The organism is Pseudooceanicola nanhaiensis DSM 18065, assembly GCF_000688295.1.
In the GTDB taxonomy this organism is placed as follows: domain Bacteria; phylum Pseudomonadota; class Alphaproteobacteria; order Rhodobacterales; family Rhodobacteraceae; genus Pseudooceanicola; species Pseudooceanicola nanhaiensis.
Genome location: NZ_JHZF01000013.1, coordinates 516,085 through 532,985 on the forward strand (window position 1 = coordinate 516,085; position 16,901 = coordinate 532,985).

The 16,901-nt window shown below is 69.3% G+C and carries 19 protein-coding genes; 13 read left to right on the plus strand and 6 right to left on the minus strand.

The annotated features are described in order from the left end of the window. Positions 1 to 48 precede the first annotated feature (48 nt). On the plus strand, positions 49 to 540 hold the full coding sequence (locus Q344_RS0112475; protein WP_028287009.1) for a L,D-transpeptidase family protein: 492 nt from the start codon (positions 49 to 51) through the stop codon (positions 538 to 540). Positions 541 to 640: 100 nt separating this feature from the next. On the opposite strand, the gene Q344_RS0112480 is transcribed toward Q344_RS0112475, so the two are convergent. Then, on the minus strand, positions 641 to 1,003 hold the full coding sequence (locus Q344_RS0112480; RefSeq protein WP_051630603.1) for a hypothetical protein: 363 nt from the start codon (positions 1,001 to 1,003) through the stop codon (positions 641 to 643). 36 nt (positions 1,004 to 1,039) lie between these two features. Beyond that, positions 1,040 to 1,756: a DUF599 domain-containing protein gene (locus tag Q344_RS0112485; protein WP_028287011.1), complete on the minus strand. Its 717-nt coding sequence runs from the start codon at positions 1,754 to 1,756 to the stop codon at positions 1,040 to 1,042. Between the two features lie 106 nt (positions 1,757 to 1,862). Here Q344_RS0112485 and Q344_RS0112490 point away from each other — a divergent pair, with 106 nt between their 5' ends. From Q344_RS0112490 to queG, 9 genes are all read left to right on the plus strand, one after another. Then, positions 1,863 to 3,311, plus strand: coding sequence for an FAD-linked oxidase C-terminal domain-containing protein (locus Q344_RS0112490; protein WP_028287012.1), 1,449 nt, complete (start codon positions 1,863 to 1,865; stop codon positions 3,309 to 3,311). Between the two features lie 62 nt (positions 3,312 to 3,373). Further along, the gene (locus tag Q344_RS0112495) at positions 3,374 to 4,534 is read left to right on the plus strand and encodes an FAD-binding protein (RefSeq protein ID WP_028287013.1); all 1,161 of its coding nucleotides are present in this window, start codon (positions 3,374 to 3,376) and stop codon (positions 4,532 to 4,534) included. Continuing rightward, positions 4,531 to 4,884 (plus strand): hypothetical protein, encoded by a 354-nt coding sequence (locus Q344_RS23880; RefSeq protein ID WP_036539185.1) that lies wholly within the window; start codon positions 4,531 to 4,533, stop codon positions 4,882 to 4,884. The genes Q344_RS0112495 and Q344_RS23880 overlap by 4 nt, the downstream gene beginning before the upstream one ends. Positions 4,885 to 4,890: 6 nt before the next feature. Then, a complete protein-coding gene (glcF, locus tag Q344_RS0112505; protein WP_028287014.1) occupies positions 4,891 to 6,180 on the plus strand; it encodes a glycolate oxidase subunit GlcF in 1,290 nt (429 codons plus the stop codon). Between the two features lie 71 nt (positions 6,181 to 6,251). Then, complete coding sequence (locus Q344_RS0112510) at positions 6,252 to 7,094, plus strand: trypsin-like serine peptidase (protein ID WP_028287015.1); 843 nt, start codon at positions 6,252 to 6,254, stop codon at positions 7,092 to 7,094. A gap of 190 nt (positions 7,095 to 7,284) precedes the next feature. Beyond that, on the plus strand, positions 7,285 to 7,749 hold the full coding sequence (locus Q344_RS0112515) for an Hsp20 family protein (RefSeq protein WP_028287016.1): 465 nt from the start codon (positions 7,285 to 7,287) through the stop codon (positions 7,747 to 7,749). 136 nt (positions 7,750 to 7,885) lie between these two features. Beyond that, the gene (mtgA, locus tag Q344_RS0112520) at positions 7,886 to 8,608 is read left to right on the plus strand and encodes a monofunctional biosynthetic peptidoglycan transglycosylase (protein WP_028287017.1); all 723 of its coding nucleotides are present in this window, start codon (positions 7,886 to 7,888) and stop codon (positions 8,606 to 8,608) included. Between the two features lie 100 nt (positions 8,609 to 8,708). Continuing rightward, positions 8,709 to 9,374, plus strand: coding sequence for an FtsZ-binding protein FzlA (gene fzlA / locus Q344_RS0112525; RefSeq protein ID WP_028287018.1), 666 nt, complete (start codon positions 8,709 to 8,711; stop codon positions 9,372 to 9,374). Between the two features lie 78 nt (positions 9,375 to 9,452). Continuing rightward, positions 9,453 to 10,493, plus strand: coding sequence for a tRNA epoxyqueuosine(34) reductase QueG (gene queG / locus Q344_RS0112530; RefSeq protein WP_028287019.1), 1,041 nt, complete (start codon positions 9,453 to 9,455; stop codon positions 10,491 to 10,493). Here the strand turns inward: queG and Q344_RS23885 are convergent. Beyond that, on the minus strand, positions 10,484 to 11,089 hold the full coding sequence (locus Q344_RS23885) for a helix-turn-helix domain-containing protein (RefSeq protein WP_036539187.1): 606 nt from the start codon (positions 11,087 to 11,089) through the stop codon (positions 10,484 to 10,486). The two genes, queG and Q344_RS23885, sit on opposite strands and share 10 nt — an antisense overlap. A 103-nt stretch (positions 11,090 to 11,192) precedes the next feature. Between Q344_RS23885 and Q344_RS0112540 the strand changes: the two genes are divergently transcribed. Then, the gene (locus Q344_RS0112540) at positions 11,193 to 12,347 is read left to right on the plus strand and encodes an NAD(P)/FAD-dependent oxidoreductase (RefSeq protein WP_051630604.1); all 1,155 of its coding nucleotides are present in this window, start codon (positions 11,193 to 11,195) and stop codon (positions 12,345 to 12,347) included. Between the two features lie 13 nt (positions 12,348 to 12,360). On the opposite strand, the gene Q344_RS0112545 is transcribed toward Q344_RS0112540, so the two are convergent. After that, positions 12,361 to 13,155, minus strand: a complete 795-nt coding sequence (locus tag Q344_RS0112545) for an SDR family oxidoreductase (protein WP_028287021.1) — start codon at positions 13,153 to 13,155, stop codon at positions 12,361 to 12,363. Positions 13,156 to 13,315: 160 nt separating this feature from the next. On the opposite strand from Q344_RS0112545, the gene Q344_RS23890 reads away from it, so the two are divergent. After that, positions 13,316 to 14,176 carry an alpha/beta fold hydrolase gene (locus tag Q344_RS23890; protein WP_051630606.1) on the plus strand — a complete coding sequence of 287 codons (861 nt, stop codon included), beginning with the start codon at positions 13,316 to 13,318 and terminating at the stop codon, positions 14,174 to 14,176. Positions 14,177 to 14,359: 183 nt separating this feature from the next. Here Q344_RS23890 and Q344_RS0112555 read toward each other — a convergent pair whose 3' ends face one another. Then, positions 14,360 to 15,136, minus strand: coding sequence for an enoyl-CoA hydratase (locus tag Q344_RS0112555; protein WP_028287022.1), 777 nt, complete (start codon positions 15,134 to 15,136; stop codon positions 14,360 to 14,362). A 74-nt stretch (positions 15,137 to 15,210) separates the two neighbouring features. Beyond that, a complete protein-coding gene (mutM, locus tag Q344_RS0112560; protein WP_028287023.1) occupies positions 15,211 to 16,062 on the minus strand; it encodes a bifunctional DNA-formamidopyrimidine glycosylase/DNA-(apurinic or apyrimidinic site) lyase in 852 nt (283 codons plus the stop codon). Between the two features lie 94 nt (positions 16,063 to 16,156). On the opposite strand from mutM, the gene ubiE reads away from it, so the two are divergent. Continuing rightward, positions 16,157 to 16,900, plus strand: a complete 744-nt coding sequence (ubiE, locus tag Q344_RS0112565; RefSeq protein WP_028287024.1) for a bifunctional demethylmenaquinone methyltransferase/2-methoxy-6-polyprenyl-1,4-benzoquinol methylase UbiE — start codon at positions 16,157 to 16,159, stop codon at positions 16,898 to 16,900. Position 16,901 lies beyond the last annotated feature (1 nt).

Below are 16,901 nucleotides of genomic sequence, written 5' to 3' on the forward strand. Positions count from 1 at the left end.
ATTTTCTTGGGTTAAAGGGACCAAGATCTCAAAAGGGCAGTGGCAGATATGCGGATCATCAGGATCGTTCTCATCCTAGCCATCGCGCTCGGCGCGACGGCATGTTCGAAATTCAAGACCTACAACGGGCCGGAAGTGACCCGCGTGCTGGTCTACAAGCAGCAGCGGAAGATGTACCTGCTGCATCACAACCAGGTGCTGGAAACCTACGATTTCGGGCTGGGCTTCAGCCCGGTCGGGCACAAGCAGTTCCGCAATGACGGCAAGACGCCCGAGGGCGAATACGTCATCGACCGGCGCAACCCGAATTCGGAATTCCACCTCTCCATCGGGATCAACTATCCCAACCGCAACGACCGGGAGTTCGCCTCCTCCCAGGGCAAGAGCCCCGGCGGCGACATCTTCATCCACGGGCGGCCCTACAAGTATCGCAAGGGCGGGCGCGACTGGACGGCGGGCTGCATCGCGGTGACGAACAAGGAGATGGAGCAGATCTATGCCATGGTCCGGGACGGCACGCCGATCTCGATCTACCCCTGAAGGGGGCGGGGCGACCCGCGCGGAGAGGACAGAAGAGGCCGGGCATGCGCCCGGCCCTTGTCGTCTGGCGGTCGGCTCCGGGGCCGGGCGGACGCCCGGCCTACCGCTTCAGCTTCACCTTGTAGGGTTCGGATGTGCCGCCGTCGTTCGAGCAATGGGCGACGATATAGACCTTGCGGGTGCCGTCGGGCACGGTCACGGAATGCAGGCTGCGGGTGAAGGGCTGCTCGGCCACGTGGGGATGGTGGAGCTTGCGGTAGGCGAGCCGGTTGCCCGCCTCGTCCAGCACCTCCCAGCCGGTGACGTAATGGTCCCAGCCGGTGTCCTCGTGCTCGATCGTCACCGAGATTTTCCAGCCCATGCCCGAATCGCGGACCTTCACATCGAGGATGCGGGGCGGGTCGGCCTGCACGGCGGCGGCGGTCGTGGACAGGGCGAGCGAGAGGAGCAATGCGCGGATCATGGCAAATCTATAGGCACCTGACCCGCGCCGCGCATGTCACGATGGCGTGTCGGCATCGCGAGCGTTGCGCCGCATCAACACCTTTCGCGACTGTGAGGCGAACTCGCGGCGCCAGAGCACGCCAAAGGTGAGCAGGGCGGCGAAGAGAAGTGCGCCGCCCCCCAGAAGCCAGGCCGAGGCGGCGAGCGCGAAATAGACCGAGCGCAGGCCGCGGTTGAAGCTGCGCGCGGCGAAGATGTTGATCTCGGCCGCCTGCGCCGCGGTGTCATAGGCGGCGTCGTGATCGGGTTCGTTCGGGGTCGCGGCCATCAGCACGGCGCAATAGCCGAAGAGCCGGTGCGACCAGACGAACTTCAGGAAGGCGTTGGCGAGGAAGGCGACGATCACCAGCACCTTGATCTCCCAGACGATGGCGGGGTCGCTTTCGAGGGTGAGCTGGTTGGCAAGCCCGGTCAGCCGGTCGGAATTGCCGATCATCGCGAAGGCGCCGCCGATGGCGATCATCGTGGCCGAGGCGAAGAACGAGGTTCCCTGCCGGAGCGTCGAGAGAGTCTGCGCGTCGAAGATCCGCGGCTGGCGGGTGACCATCTGCACCATCCAGTCGCGCCGGTACTGGCCCATCAGGCGCGAGACCGACGGGTGCCGGCCCGGGTGTTCGATCCGCCAGCCGATCACCAGCCATGCCGTGACGAGCAGCGAGACCGCGGCATAGTCGAGCGGGGTGAAGAGGGCGAGGCGGTCGAACCAGTCCATCCGCCCATCTAACCGCGCCGGGCGGCGCTTGTCAGCCGCGCGCGTGGGGGGTAGCCTCACCGCAGTTTCCGGGCGTTGCAGAAACGCCGGAAAAGGGAGGCCCGCCATGCAGATGCCAGCACCCGACCCGCATGTCCTGGCGCGGAAGCCCGAGCTTGTCGCGCGGCTGCGCGCGGTGCTGCCGCGCGATGCGGTGATCGACGACCCGGCGGAAACCCGCGCCTACGAGTGCGACGCGCTCACCGCCTACCGCTGCCCGCCGCTCTGCGCGGTGCTGCCCGCCTCGACCGCGGAGGTCGCGGCGGTGCTGGAGATCTGCCACGCGATGGACGTGCCGGTGGTGCCGCGCGGCTCGGGCACCTCGCTGGCCGGCGGGGCGCTGCCGACCGGGGATTGCGTGATCCTGGGCGTGGCACGGATGAACGCGGTGCTCGAGACCGATTACGACAACCGCTTCATCCGGGTGCAGACCGGGCGGACGAACCTGAGCGTCACGGGCGCGGTGGAGGCGGAGGGGTTCTTCTACGCGCCCGATCCGTCGTCGCAGCTCGCCTGTGCGATCGCCGGGAACATCGCGATGAACTCGGGCGGCGCGCATTGCCTGAAATACGGGGTGACGACAAACAACCTCATGGGCGTGACCATGGTCACGATGGCGGGCGAGGTGCTCGAGATCGGCGGCCCCTGGATGGATCCGGGCGGGCTCGACCTGCTGGGGGTGATCTGCGGGTCCGAGGGGCAGCTCGGCGTCGTGACGGAGGCCGTGCTGCGCATCCTGCCGAAGCCCGAGGGGGCAAGGCCGGTGCTGATGGGGTTCGCCTCTAACGAGGTGGCGGGCGCCTGCGTGCGCGACATCATCGAGGCCGGCGTCCTGCCGGTCGCCATCGAGTTCATGGACCGGCCCTGCATCCGCGCGACGGAGGCCTTCGCGGGCGCGGGCTATCCGGATTGCGAGGCGCTGCTGATCGTGGAGGTCGAGGGCTCCGACGACGAGATCGCCGAACAGCTGGAGGTGATCCTTGCGATCGCGCGGCGGCACGATCCGGTGGCGCTGCGCGAAAGCCGGAGCGCCGACGAGAGCGCGCGGATCTGGCTGGGCCGGAAATCGGCCTTCGGGGCCATGGGGCAGATCAACGATTACATGTGCCTCGACGGGACGATCCCGGTCTCCGCGCTGCCGGAGGTGCTGCACCGGATCGGGGAGATGTCGAAGCACTACGGGCTGGAGGTGGCCAACGTCTTCCACGCGGGGGACGGCAACATGCATCCGCTGATCCTGTTCGACGCGAACAGGCCCGGAGACCTGGAGACCTGCGAGGCCATGGGGGCGGAGATCCTGAAGCTCTGCGTCGAGGTCGGCGGCTGTCTGACCGGCGAGCACGGGGTGGGGATCGAGAAGCGGGACCTGATGAATGTGCAATATGATCCGGTGGACCTGGAGGCGCAGATGGCGGTGAAGGACGTCTTCGACCCGAAGTGGCTTCTGAACCCGGCGAAGGTGTTTCCGCTGGGCGCCAGTGCCGGGCGGCGGGAAGGTTCGAGGGCGGCGCAATAGGGGGCTCTGCCCCCGCCGCGCCTGCGGCGCGACTCCCCCGGGATACATGGACCAGAGGAAAGATGGGACCTGCGAACGAGACCGAACTGGCGGAGCTGATCCGCGGGGCGAACGGTCCGCTGGACCTGCGGGGCGGCGGAACGCGGGTGGCCTGGCGGCCCGTGCGCGGGGAGGTCGTTTCCACGGCGGGGCTGTCGGGGGTGCACCTTTATGAACCGGGCGCGCTGACGCTGGTCGTGGGCGCGGGGACGCCGGTCGCCGAGGTCGAGCGCGTGCTGGCCGAAAAGGGCCAGCGGCTGGCGTTCGAGCCGATGGATGCGCGCAAGTTGATGGGCACGGACGGCGTGCCGACCATCGGCGGGTTGATCGCGGCCAATGTCTCGGGGCCCCGGCGGGTGCAGGCGGGCGCGGCGCGCGATGTCCTGCTGGGGGTGCGGTTCGTGGACGGTGCCGGGCAGGTGGTGAAGAACGGCGGACGGGTGATGAAGAACGTGACGGGCTATGACCTCGTGAAGCTGATGGCGGGGTCCTTCGGGACGCTGGGTGTCCTGACCGAGGTCGCGCTGAAGGTGATGGCGGTGCCGCAGGCCGAGGCCACGCTGGTCGCCCGCGGGCTTGGCACGGCGGAGGCGCTGACGACCCTGCGCGCCGCCCTGGCCACCCCTTTCGACGTGAGCGGCGCGGCGCATGCGGGTTTCGGCGGTGGCGAGACGCTGCTGCGGGTCGAGGGGATGGCGGGCTCGGTCGCCTACCGGGCGGAGCGGCTGCGGGCGGGGCTCTGCGCCGGCTGGGATCTGGTCGAGGGTGCGGAGAGCGCGGCGCTCTGGCGGGCGGTGCGCGACGTCGCGGCCCTGGCCGGCAGCGGCGAGGCGGTCTGGCGGATCTCGACCGTGCCGGGCCGGGCGGCGGGCCTGACCGCGGCGCTGGCGGCCGGGGGGCTGGGCCATCGGGCGCTCTACGATTGGGGCGGCGGGCTGATCTGGCTGGGCGTCCCGGCGGAGGGCGACGGCGGCGCGGCGGCGATCCGGGCGGCGGTGCAGGCGGCCGGAGGGCATGCGACGCTGGTCCGGGCGCCAGAGGCGATCCATGACCGGGTGCCGATGTTCCAGCCGCAGGCGGCGGGGATCGAACGGCTGGCGGCGGGGCTTCGCGCGCGGTTCGATCCGAAGGGGATCCTCAACCCGGGCCTCATGGGCGGCCGGACCCGGGAGGTGGCCGCGTGATCGGGCTCTTCGTCGCCGGGGCCTCGGTGCTCGGGCTCGCCGTCTTTGCCGCGCTGGTGCGGAACGAGCCGGAGCCGGCATTCTTCCGGGTGATCGGCGTGCTGGTCGTGCTCCTGGGGATCGCGGGGCTCGCCATCCTGCGGCTGCTGCCCAACGAGGCGGAGGGCGCGGCCGGGCGGCTGGTGTTTTCGCTGGGGCTTCTGTGGCTCGCATGGATCGGCGTGCTGGCCTTCGTGGCGCAGGCGCTGCGGTTGCGATTCCCGCAATCGGCGGATTGGCTGCTCCTGTCGGCCGGGCTGGCGACGCTGGCCCCGGTGACCGGCATGGTCGTGGCGCTCTGGACGGTGTGAGGGACGATGCAGACGAATTTCACCGAGGCCCAGTTGCAGGACCCCGACACCGCAAGGGCAAACCAGATCCTGCGGGCCTGCGTGCACTGCGGCTTCTGCACCGCGACCTGCCCGACCTACCAGGTGCTGGGGGACGAGCTGGATTCCCCCCGGGGCCGCATCTATCTGATGAAGGACATGCTCGAGAACGAGCGGGTGCCGGACGCGAAGACCGTCCAGCATATCGACCGCTGTCTCTCGTGCCTGGCCTGCATGACCACCTGTCCCTCGGGGGTGCATTACATGCACCTCGTGGACCATGCGCGGGCCTATATCGAAGCGCATTACCGGCGGCCGTGGCATGACCGGGCGCTGCGATCGGTCCTCGCCCGGGTGCTGCCGCATCCCATGCGGTTCCGTCTGGCGCTGGCCGGCGCGAAGCTGGCACGGCCGTTCCGGCGGCTGATCCCCGACGCACGGCTGCGTGCGATGCTGGAGATGGCGCCCAGGCGGATACCGCCGGTGTCGCGCAATGACGATCCGCAGGTCTTCCCGGCAGAGGGCGGCGCGCCCCGGATGCGGGTCGCCCTGATGACCGGCTGCGCGCAGCGGGCGCTGAACACCGACATCAACGATGCCACGATCCGGCTGCTGACCCGGCTGGGCTGCGAGGTCGTCGTGGCCGAGGGGCAGGGCTGCTGCGGCGCGCTCACCCACCACATGGGGCGCGAGAGCCAGGCGCATGCGTCGGCCGCGCGCAACATCCGGGCCTGGATGGCCGAGGTGACGGGCGCGGGGCTCGACGCGGTGGTGATCAACACCTCGGGTTGCGGGACGACGGTGAAGGATTACGGCCACATGTTCCGGACCGGGCCGCTGGCGGAGGAGGCGGCGGCGATCTCGGCGCTTGCCTGCGACGTGACGGAACTGGTGGCGCGGCTCGAGCTGCCCGAGGGGGCGGCGAAAGGCCTGCGCGTGGGCTATCACGCCGCCTGTTCGCTGCAGCACGGGCAGAAGGTGCGGGACACGCCGAAGGTCCTGCTCCGCCGCGCGGGGTTCGAGGTGGTGGAGCCCGCGGACGCCCATCTCTGCTGCGGTTCGGCGGGCACGTACAACCTGCTCCAGCCCGGGATCTCGGGCCGGTTGAAGGACCGCAAGCTCAGAACGCTCGAGGCGGTGGCGCCGGACGTGATCGCGGCGGGCAACATCGGCTGCATGATGCAGATCGGCTCGGGCGCCGCGGTGCCGGTGGTGCATTCGGTCGAACTGCTGGACTGGGCGACCGGCGGGCCGCGGCCGCGGGCGCTTTCCGAATGAGGTCCGCCGCCCGCCCAACTTTCGCCCGCTTGGCCGCCTAGCCTGCCGCGACCCCGACGAAAGGCCCGCCGATGATCAGACCGCTTCTTCTTCTCGCCGCGCTGGTTCTGCCGGCCGCCGCCGGGGCACAGGGCCTGTCCGACGCGATGTCGACGCGCGGGGCGCTGACCCGGCTCGACACCGGCGACCAGGGCCGGGGCTGGGAGGCGGTCGGCCGGCTCGACATCGGCGGCAAGGGGTTCTGCACCGGGGCGCTGATCGCGGAGGACATCGTGCTGACCGCGGCGCATTGCCTGTACGACAAGCACAGGGGGACGCGGGTCGAGGTGTCCGAGGTGGAATTCCTCGCCGGGTTCCGGAACGGGCGCGCCTCGGCCTATCGCCGGGTGAAACGCGCGGTCGTGCCGCCGGATTACCGCTATGCGCCCGAGATCACGACCGCCAAGGTGCGCCACGACCTCGCGCTGCTGGAGCTCGACATGCCGATCCGCAACACGACGGTGATCCCCTTCGACACCGACGCGCGGCCGGACAAGGGCGACCGGATCGGCGTCGTCTCCTATGCGCACGACCGGGCCGAGGCGCCGTCGCTGCAGGAGATCTGCGGCGTCATGGGGCGGCAGGAGGGCGTGCTGGTGATGTCCTGCGACGTCGATTTCGGATCCTCCGGCGCGCCGGTCTTCTCGTTCGAGGCCGGGGTTCCGCGGATCGTCTCGGTCGTCTCGGCCAAGGCCGAGGCGGACGGCGCGCGGGTCGCGCTCGGCACCCAGCTCGGCGAGACGCTCGACGGCCTGCGCGCGGCGCTCGACACCGGAGCGGGCTACGCCTATGGCGCGGCGCCGCTCTCGAACCGGATCGGCATCGGGGGCGGGCGCGACCAGTCCGGCGCGAAGTTCATCCGCGCGGGGGAATGACACCGGGATAATGCCGCGCTTTCAAGTGCTTGCGCAGTCGATGAGGCCCTGCACGCAACCCCCTTGAAACACGGTTTTCGGCTTCCCACATCTTGGACACCGGATCGCCGAAACGGGGTCCGGTGATTCAGAGCTGCCTGTCCCGAAGGGAAGGCGCCAACATCGTTATCGCTCAAAGAGGATGACCCAGATGCGTAACTTCGATCTTGCCCCGCTGTATCGCGCGACCGTCGGTTTCGACCAGATCGCCGACATGATGGACCGTGTGCTTGCGGGCGAAACCACCAACACCACCTATCCCCCCTACAACATCGAGAAGACCGACGAGAACGCCTATCGCATCTCGATCGCCGTTGCCGGTTTCTCGGATGCCGACCTGAACGTCGAGGTCAAGGACCGCGCGCTGGTCGTGGCCGGCCGCAAGGCCGAGGATGAAGCCCCGCGGACCTACCTGCACCGCGGCATCGCCACCCGCGCGTTCGAACGCCGCTTCCAGCTGGCCGATCACGTCAAGGTGACGGGGGCTACACATTCCGACGGCATGCTCCATATCGATCTCGTGAAGGAAATTCCGGAGGCCCTTAAGCCGCGCCGGATCGAGATCGCCAGGGGCGATACGGTCGAAGCAAAGGCGATTGAAACCGCCGAGGCCTAAGAACCGACGGGGTTCCCAAGACCCTCGTATCTCAGTCAGGGCGCGGCTTCGGCCGCGCCCTTTTTTCGTGGCCCCGGTGGGCCAGGCCGCCGGTTTGGCCCTTCCTCGGTTCCCGCTTACCGGCTATGGAACGGACGTGGCGAAACGGGCGAAACCAGGGGCGAAGAAGCGGGGCAAGGCGAAACGGGCACGGCCGTTCCGCCGTCTCTTCGGCTGGGCTGTCCGGTTGCTGGCACTCGCGGTCGTGCTGGTCCTCGTGGTGGTGCTGGCGCACAGCCGGCTGAACCCGACGCTCGATTACTACATGTGGAGCGAGGAGCAGCGGCTCGGGTCGATCGACCGCCACTGGGTCGACATCGAGGACGTCGCCCCGGTCATGGCGCGTTCGATCGTTGCGGCCGAGGATGCGAATTTCTGCAGCCACTGGGGGTTCGACATGAATGCGATCCGCGCCGCGCTGGAAGAGGGCGGCGGCCGGGGCGGATCGACGGTGACGCAGCAGGTCGTGAAGAACGTCTACCTCTGGCACGGGCGGAGCTACGCGCGCAAGGCGCTCGAGGCGCTGCTGACCCCGGTGGTCGAGACCTTCTGGTCCAAGCGCCGCATCCTCGAGGTCTACATGAACGTGGCCGAATTCGACGAGGGCGTCTTCGGCGTGGAGGCCGCGGCGCGTCATTATTTCGGGGTGTCTCCGGCCAGGCTCTCGGCCCTGCAGGCGGCGCGGCTGGCCGCCATCCTGCCCGCGCCGCAAAGCTGGTCGGCCTCGCAGCCCACCAATTACGTCCGCCGGCGCACCAGCTCGATCATGGACGGGGCCGCGACGATCGCCGCCGACGGCCGCGCCGCCTGCTTCGAGTGACGCAGGGGCGGCGATCCCGTGCCGGGCGGGGGCGCAGAGGTTGAATCCCCCATGGTTTCAAGGCAAGACTGCCCGACACCCCAGCGACGGTTCCCTTCACATGGCCAGGCTCTACCACGTTCCCCTCTCTCCCTATTGCCGCAAGGTCCGGCTCTCGCTTGCCGAGAAGAAGATCGAGTGCGAGCTGGTGGAGGAGCGATACTGGGAGCGCGATCCCGACTTTTTGCGCCGCAACCCGGCCGGCAAGGTGCCGGTGCTGCGCATCGACGGCAAGGTCATGGCCGAGAGCGCACCGATCTGCGAATGGCTGGAGGACATGTATCCCGAGCCCTCGCTGCTGCCCCTGACGCCCGATGAGCGCTACGAGGTGCGGCGGCTGATCAACTGGTTCGACGACAAGTTCCATGCCGAGGTGACCTCGAAACTGCTCTACGAGCGGGTGAACAAGAAGATCATGAAGAAGGGCTACCCGGACAGCTCGAACGTGAAGGCCGGGGCGCAGGCGATCAAGTTCCACCTCGATTACATGACCTGGCTGCTGGAACGGCGGCGCTGGCTGGCGGGCGACCGGATGACGCTGGCCGATTTCGCCGCCGCGGCGCACCTGTCCTGTCTCGACTACATCTCGGACGTGGACTGGAACCGGAGCGACACGGTCAAGGACTGGTATGCGAAGATCAAGTCGCGGCCCGCCTTCCGGTCGATCCTCGCCGACCAGGTGCCGGGGTTCCCGCCGCCGTCGCATTACGCCGACCTGGATTTCTGACACCCGGCGGGGGAGGGGGGCCAGCCCCCCGTCGGCCCCTGGCCGACTCCCCCCGGGATATTTCGGGCAAGAGGAAGCATGGGACCTTCGCTCAAGGACCGGCTGGTGGCGCAGGCCCTCGAGGAGGGGTTCTCGGCGTGCCGGATCTGCCGGCCCGGGGACGTGCCGGAGGTGCCCGGGCGCCTGGCGCATTTCCTGTCCGAGGGGCGGCATGGCCAGATGGACTGGCTGGCGGAGCGGTCGCACTGGCGCGGCGATCCCTCCCTGCTCTGGCCCGAGGCGCGCTCGGTCATCATGCTGGCGGAGAGTTACGCGCCCGGGATCGACCCTATGGCGGGGCTTTCCGAGCGCGACCGCGGGGTCATCTCGGTCTATGCGCAGGGGGCGGATTACCACGATCTCGTCAAGAAGCGGCTCAAGCGGCTGGCCCGCTGGCTGATCGCCGAGGCGGGCGACGAAACGGCGGTGAAGGTCTTCGTCGACACGGCGCCGGTCCCCGAGAAGGCGCTCGCCCAGGCCGCCGGCCTGGGCTGGCAGGGCAAGCACACGAACCTCCTGGGTCGCGACCTGGGCAATTGGGTCTTCCTCGGCGCGGTCTTCACCACGCTGGAGCTGCCGGTTGACGCGGCCGAGACGGAGCATTGCGGGTCCTGCCGCCGCTGCCTGGACATCTGCCCGACCGATGCCTTCCCGGCGCCCTTCCAGCTGGATGCCCGGCGCTGCATCTCCTACCTGACCATCGAGCACCGGGGCCCGGTGGACGAGGCGCTGCGGCCGCTGATGGGCAACCGGATCTACGGCTGCGACGATTGCCTGGCCGTCTGCCCCTGGAACAAGTTCGCGGCCGAGGCGCGCGAGATGCGCTATCGCCCGCGCGATGGGATGCACCTGCCCGCGCTGGAGGCGCTGGCCCGGCTCGACGATGCCGGTTTCCGCGAGCGGTTCCGCGGCTCGCCGATCAAGCGGATCGGGCGCGACCGCTTCGTCCGCAACGTGCTCTACGCCATCGGCAATTCCGGCGATCCGGCGCTGGCCGGGGTGGCAGGCGAGCTCTGCGACGACGCGGACGCGACGGTGGCGGATGCCGCCCGCTGGGCGGTGGCGCGGCTTCAGGGCTGATCGCGCGCCGCGTCGGGCTGCGTGCAGACCACGAGGATCCGCGCCGGTGCGTCGAGGGCCGAGGCGTAGAGATGCCCGCGGCCGCTGTCGAAATAGAGCGAGTCGCCCTGGTCCAGCAGCACGTCGTCGCGGTCGGCCAGCTGCACGATCACGCGCCCTTCGAGGACCAGCAGGAATTCCTCTCCGCCGTGGCTGACCATGCGGTCGAAGCGCATCTGTTCCAGCGGCTTGAGCGTGCCCATCATCGGCACCATCGCCTTGCCGCGGACCTGCGGGAACAGCATCTCGTAGCTGTAATTCTCGGTCTCGTGGTAGCCGAATTCGCCGCGCCGCGCGACCGCCACGCCACCGGTTTCGAAGCGGCTGCTTTCGTCCGCGAAGAGCTCGGCCACGTCGACGCCGAGACCGCGGGCCAGCCGGGTGAACCGGTCGTAGGTCGGGGCCATCAGGTTGCGCTCGATCTTCGAGACGGTCGAGATCGCGATGCCGCCGCGATCGGCCACCGCCTGGATCGTCAGCCCGCGCGCTTCGCGCAGCCGCCGCAGGCGCGAGGCCATGCGGGCCCGTCCGGTCAGGTCTGTGGTCTCGGCGCTCATGGGCCGAGTGTATCCGAAGGCCGGGCGAAATCCATTGCCAAGCCGCGCCGCGCCGCCGTCTTTCCTATCGGAAAAACGCGTGCTAGGGTCCGGACCGGGCCACATGCGGGGAACCATGACCGGGCAGGAAACCTTCGACGTTGCGGTGATCGGTGGGGGCATTGCCGGGGTGTCCGCCGCCGCGGAACTGGCGCAGGATCTGCGGGTGGTGCTTCTGGAGGCCGAGACGCAGCCGGGCTATCACGCCACCGGACGCTCGGCCGCGATCCTCGCGCAGACCTACGGGCCGCCGGTGATCCGGCGCCTGACGCAGGCCGCCTCGAAGGTCTTCGAGGCGCCGCCGGAGGGCTTCCCGGACGGGCCGCTGGTCTCTCCCCGCGGACTGGTGCGCTTCGCATCGGCCGAAAACATCGACGCCGTGCGGGCGGAGTTCGAGGCCACCGCGGCAGACGCGTCCCTGACATGGCTGGAGCCCGCCGCGCTGGAGGCCCGGGTGCCGCTGCTGCGCAAGGGCTATGCGGCGGGCGGTTTCGTGAACGACGCGGCGCAGGACATCGACGTGCACGCACTGCTGACGGGCTACCTGCGACAGTTCCGGGCGCGGGGCGGAGAGGTCCGCACCGGGGCACCCGTGCGGGGGCTCGTGCGCAAAGGGACCGGATGGGAGTTGCGCACCGGCGCCGGAACGATCCAGGCCGGAATCTTGGTGAACGCCGCGGGGGCCTGGGCCGACGCCGTGGCGGGGATGGCGGGCGTCGCGCGGCAGGGGCTCGACCCGCGGCGGCGCAGCGCGATCACCTTCGAGGCGCCCAGGGGCTGCGACACCGCCGCCCTGCCGATGCTGGTCGGGGGCGACGAGGATTTCTACCTCAAGCCCGAGGCCGGACGGTTGATGGCCTCGCCCGCAGACGCGACCTCCTCCGCCCCCTGCGACGCGCGGCCCGAGGAGATCGACATCGCGGTCTGCGTCGACCGGATCACGCGGGCCTTCGACCTGGACGTCAGGCGCATCCTGTCAAGCTGGGCGGGCCTGCGCACCTTCGCCCCGGACGGGTCCCCTGTCTGTGGATTCGACCCTGAACAGGGGAATTTCTTCTGGCTGGCGGGGCAGGGCGGCTACGGCGTGCAGACGGCGCCGGCGCTCGCGGCCCTCGCCGCGGCGCTCATCCGGGGCGGGACGCCGGAGGGCGACCTGGCCGACCGCAGCCTTCTGCGCGACCTGGCCCCGGGGCGGTTCGACGCGACCGTCACCGGGTGAGCGCGCGCGGCGGTCAGACCCCGTAGAGCCGGTCCTGCAGTTTCGCCATGCCGGTGATCCAGCGCCCGTAATCGGCCACCTTGCGCTGCATGTATTCGGCCACCTGCGCATGCGGCAGGATCAGGAACCGCTCCTCCGCCACGCCGTCGAGCGCCGCCTGCGCCACCGCCTCGGCCGAGAGCAGCCCGTCTCCGGCCTGCGGGCCCTCGCGTCCGCCGCCGCCCATCCCGTCGAGCATCGGCGTGTCCACCCCCTGCGGACAGAGGATCGAAACCCGGATCCCGCTGGAATGGTGAGAGATCGCGAGGTTCTCCGCAAAACCGACCGCGGCATGTTTCGTCGTGGAATAGGTGGCGGAGCCGATCTGGCTCAGAAGCCCCGCGGCGCTGATCGTGTGCAGGAAGTGCCCGCGGCCGCGCTCCTTCATGGCAGGCACCAGCAGGGCCGCCGCGTGGACATGGGCCATGACATTGACCTCCCAGGCCGCCTGCCACTCGGCCGGGTCGGCGCCTGCGGCATTGGCAAAGCCGGTGTCCACCCCGTTCGCGATCCCGGCGTTGGAACACATCAGGTCCACCGGGCCATGCGCCGCCTCGGACGCCGCGATCAGGGCCGCGATCTGGTCCCGGTCGCGGACGTCGCAGCGCAGACCCAGGCCGCCGATCTCCTCTGCCACCGCCTCGGCGCCCGGTCCGTTCACGTCGGCCACGGCGACGCGGGCACCCTCGGCCGCCAGCGCCCGGGCCAGCGCGGCCCCGATGCCCGAGGCGCCCCCGGTGACGATGGTCGATTGATCCTTGAACCGCATGACAGCCCTCCCTCCGGTCTCGGGCCGCAGCTTATCCGCTGCCCCGCCGGTGGCCAGTCGAAAGCGCCGCGCCCTCAGATGCATGAAATGCGGCACCGCAGCGATTGCCGCACCGCGACCCTGCCGGTAGGTTTGCCCGAAGCCGCGAAAGGACCGCCCCATGCTGATGGACGATCTCGACGAACCCGATATCCCCGTCCTGCCCGACTGGATCCATGCGCTCGAGGCGCGGGCCGAGACGCCGGTCACGCGGGCCGGCGGCATCGAGCTGCAATGGCGGATCTGGGGCGAGGGCCGGCCGCTCGTCCTGCTGCACGGCGGGCATGGATCCTGGCAGCACTGGGTCCGCAATATCGAGCCGCTTTCGAAGCATTTCCGCGTCATGGCGGTGGATCTGCCCGCTTTCGGCGACAGTGACAGCTACGAGACCGACGACCTGCACGACTACGCGGGGCTGGTGGCAGAGGGCCTCGATACCCTGGCCCCCGGGGCGCCGGTGCGGGGCGCCGGTTTCTCCTTCGGCAGCGTCATCGGCTCGCTCATGCTGAAACAGGTCCGGGCGGGGGTGGAGAGCTGGGCGCTTCTCGGCTCGCCGATCCTCGGAGGCCGGACCGAGGTCGGCGCACGGCTGCGGAAATGGCGCGGCATGCCGATCCCCGAACACCGGGCGGCGGCCCATGCGCATAACGTCGGAGAGCTGATGCTGACCGGTCCCGACAGCGTCACCGACGAGGCGACCGCCATCCAGATGGCCCATGCGGAAAAGGCGCGCGGCATGTTCCGCGGCCTGTTCTCCAAGCTCGACGTGCCCGCCGAACTCGCCGGTTACGAGGGTGAGCTGACGGTCATCTACGGTGACCGCGATGCCATCGCCGGCGATCACCTGGACGAGCGGCGGGAGACCATCGCCACGCTGCGCCCGGATGCGGAGTTCCACGTCATCCCGGGCGCCGGACATTGGGTGCAATACATGGCCGCCGAGAGGGTCAACGACATCCTGTTGCGGCGGTTCGGAGCCTAGGACCCGCGGGGGCGCTGCCCCCGCACCCCCGGGATATTTCCGGCAAGAGGAAGACAGGACCCCGCTCCACCCTTCCTCTGGTCGATGTATCCCCGCCGGAGGCAAGGCGCGATTTGGCCTCGGGCCAAATCGCAAGGCATCGTGTGCGGCCCCGAAGGGGCCGCTCCGTTCTGTCGGAGCCGGTTACTTGTCGCGGAACTGGGCGGCGCGCTTTTCCTGGAAGGCGTCCATGCCCTCCTTCTGGTCTTCCGTCGCGAAAAGCGAATGGAACACCCGGCGTTCGAACAGGAGCCCCTCGCGCAGCGGCACCTCGAAGGAGCGGTTCACCGCTTCCTTCACCACAGCGACGGTGATCATCGATTTCTCGGCGATCTTGTCCGCCGCGCTCATCGCCTCTTCCATCAGCTTCTTCGCCGGCACCACGCGGCTCACCAGCCCGGCGCGCTCCGCTTCGGTGGCGTCCATGAAGCGGCCGGTCAGGTTCATGTCCATCGCCTTGGCCTTGCCGACCGCGCGGGTCAGGCGCTGCGTGCCGCCCATCCCGGCGACGACGCCCAGGTTGATCTCGGGCTGGCCGAACTTGGCGGTCTCGGAGGCGATGATGAAATCGCACATCATCGCCAGCTCGCAGCCGCCGCCGAGCGCGTAGCCCGAGACGGCGGCGATGATCGGCTTGCGGATGCGCATGATCTCGTCGTGCTCGCTGCCGAAGAGGTCGCCTGCGAAAGCGTCGACGAAGCTCTTCGACGACATCATCTTGATGTCCGCCCCGGCGGCGAAGGCCTTTTCCGAGCCGGTGATGACGATGCAGCGCACCTTGTCGTTGGCCTGCGCCGCCTGCAGCGCGTCGACCAGCTCGCCGAGGAGGACGTCGTTCAGCGCGTTCAGCGCATCCGGCCGGTTCAGACGGACCAGGCAGACGTGATCCTCGGTCTCGACGACGATGGTTTCATAAGCCATGTGTGAACTTCCTTCGCTGCATTGGCCTCGCTGCGTTGGAGGGAGTCCGTAGCACGTTGACGTGACCGTTCAAGCTATCTTTGACATTGAGGGCAATAGAACGAGGACCGGCCGGACTGCACGATCCGTCGAATCGGCGTGCCGCATTCCGGGGTCCGGCAGGGCAGGCCCTCGCGCCCGTAGACGTCGAAATTGTGCTGGAAATACCCCAGTTCGCCGTCCGCCTGCCGGAAATCCCTGAGCGACGATCCGCCCGCCGCGATCGCCTCGTCCAGCACCTGCCGGACGATCGGCACGAGGCTTGCGATCCGGGCCGCGGAGATCCGGCGGCAGGACCGGGTGGGCGCGATCCGGGCGCGGTAGAGCGCCTCGCAGACGTAGATGTTGCCCAGGCCCGCAACGATCCGCTGGTCGAGCAGCGCGGCCTTTATGGCCGTGTTCTTCCCCCGGAGCGCGGCCACGAGGTAGGTCTCGGAAAACGCGTTTCCGAGCGGTTCGGGCCCCAGATGGGCGATCAGCCTGTGCTCGGCCTCCGCCCCCGTGGGCATCAGGTCCATCGCCCCGAACCGCCGCGGATCGTTGAAGGTGATCCGCGCGCCGCCCTGCATGTCGAACACGACGTGGTCGTGTTTCTCGGGCGCCGGGTGATCGTGGACAAAATGTCCCAGGGGATCGCCCGAGACCAGCATCCGCCCCGACATGCCCAGGTGAACGAGCAGGGTCTCGCCCCCGGCGAGATCGGCGAGGATGTATTTCGACCGCCGCCGAAGCCGCTCCACCCGCTGCCCGGTCAGCCGCTCGGCCATCCGCTCGGGGAAGGGCCAGCGCAGGTCGGGACGGTTCACGGCCGCCTTCTCGATCACCGCCCCTTCCATCACCGGCGCGAGGCCGCGGCGGACGGTTTCGACCTCGGGAAGTTCGGGCATGGGTCCTCTCGTCAGGGCATGGGCCGGAGCGCCGCATTGCAGCGCGGCGGGAGCGCCCTATAAGAAGGGGGAGCAGAGGGAAAGCGCAAGGGCGATGGACGAGAAAACCACCCATTTCGGATTCCAGGAAATCCCCGAGGAGCAGAAGGCCACCCGCGTCAGGGGCGTCTTCGGTTCGGTCGCGTCGAAATACGACGTGATGAACGACGTGATGAGCCTCGGGATCCACCGGCTCTGGAAGGACGCGATGATGGACTGGCTGGCGCCGCGGCCCGGCCAGCGCCTGCTGGACGTGGCGGGCGGGACCGGCGACATCTCGTTCCGGTTCCTCAAGCGCGCGGGTCATGGCCACGCGACCGTGCTCGACCTGACCGAACCGATGCTGGTCGAGGGCCGCAAGCGCGCCGAGGCCGAGAAGATGGCCGACAGCCTCGACTGGATCACCGGCGACGCGATGAAGCTGCCCTTCCCGGATGCGAGCTTCGACGTCTACACGATCAGCTTCGGCATAAGGAACGTGACCCGCCCGCAGGACGCGCTGGCCGAGGCCTACCGGGTGCTGAAACCCGGCGGCCGCCTCATGGTGCTCGAGTTCTCGCAGATCCCGACGCCCGGGCTGCAATGGGCCTATGACCGCTATTCCTTCAACCTGATCCCGGCCATGGGCCAGCTGATCGCGAACGACCGCGACAGCTACCAGTACCTCGTCGAATCCATCCGCCGCTTCCCCGACCAGGAGACCTTCCTCGGCATGGTGCGCGCCGCGGGCTTCGAGCAGGCGAAGTACCGCAACCTCTCGCTCGGCATCGCCTGCCTGCATTCCGGGTGGAAGCTCTAGG

What these genes read in the sequence shown, in the direction of transcription:
- Q344_RS0112475 (WP_028287009.1), top strand. Translation starts at nt 49, where the DNA reads ATGCGGATCATCAGGATCGTTCTCATCCTAGCCATCGCGCTCGGCGCG.
- Q344_RS0112480 (WP_051630603.1), bottom strand. Translation starts at nt 1,003, where the DNA reads ATGATCCGCGCATTGCTCCTCTCGCTCGCCCTGTCCACGACCGCCGCC.
- Q344_RS0112485 (WP_028287011.1), bottom strand. Translation starts at nt 1,756, where the DNA reads ATGGACTGGTTCGACCGCCTCGCCCTCTTCACCCCGCTCGACTATGCC.
- Q344_RS0112490 (WP_028287012.1), top strand. Translation starts at nt 1,863, where the DNA reads ATGCAGATGCCAGCACCCGACCCGCATGTCCTGGCGCGGAAGCCCGAG.
- Q344_RS0112495 (WP_028287013.1), top strand. Translation starts at nt 3,374, where the DNA reads ATGGGACCTGCGAACGAGACCGAACTGGCGGAGCTGATCCGCGGGGCG.
- glcF (WP_028287014.1), top strand. Translation starts at nt 4,891, where the DNA reads ATGCAGACGAATTTCACCGAGGCCCAGTTGCAGGACCCCGACACCGCA.
- Q344_RS0112510 (WP_028287015.1), top strand. Translation starts at nt 6,252, where the DNA reads ATGATCAGACCGCTTCTTCTTCTCGCCGCGCTGGTTCTGCCGGCCGCC.
- Q344_RS0112515 (WP_028287016.1), top strand. Translation starts at nt 7,285, where the DNA reads ATGCGTAACTTCGATCTTGCCCCGCTGTATCGCGCGACCGTCGGTTTC.
- fzlA (WP_028287018.1), top strand. Translation starts at nt 8,709, where the DNA reads ATGGCCAGGCTCTACCACGTTCCCCTCTCTCCCTATTGCCGCAAGGTC.
- queG (WP_028287019.1), top strand. Translation starts at nt 9,453, where the DNA reads ATGGGACCTTCGCTCAAGGACCGGCTGGTGGCGCAGGCCCTCGAGGAG.
- Q344_RS23885 (WP_036539187.1), bottom strand. Translation starts at nt 11,089, where the DNA reads ATGAGCGCCGAGACCACAGACCTGACCGGACGGGCCCGCATGGCCTCG.
- Q344_RS0112540 (WP_051630604.1), top strand. Translation starts at nt 11,193, where the DNA reads ATGCGGGGAACCATGACCGGGCAGGAAACCTTCGACGTTGCGGTGATC.
- Q344_RS0112545 (WP_028287021.1), bottom strand. Translation starts at nt 13,155, where the DNA reads ATGCGGTTCAAGGATCAATCGACCATCGTCACCGGGGGCGCCTCGGGC.
- Q344_RS23890 (WP_051630606.1), top strand. Translation starts at nt 13,316, where the DNA reads ATGCTGATGGACGATCTCGACGAACCCGATATCCCCGTCCTGCCCGAC.
- Q344_RS0112555 (WP_028287022.1), bottom strand. Translation starts at nt 15,136, where the DNA reads ATGGCTTATGAAACCATCGTCGTCGAGACCGAGGATCACGTCTGCCTG.
- mutM (WP_028287023.1), bottom strand. Translation starts at nt 16,062, where the DNA reads ATGCCCGAACTTCCCGAGGTCGAAACCGTCCGCCGCGGCCTCGCGCCG.
- ubiE (WP_028287024.1), top strand. Translation starts at nt 16,157, where the DNA reads ATGGACGAGAAAACCACCCATTTCGGATTCCAGGAAATCCCCGAGGAG.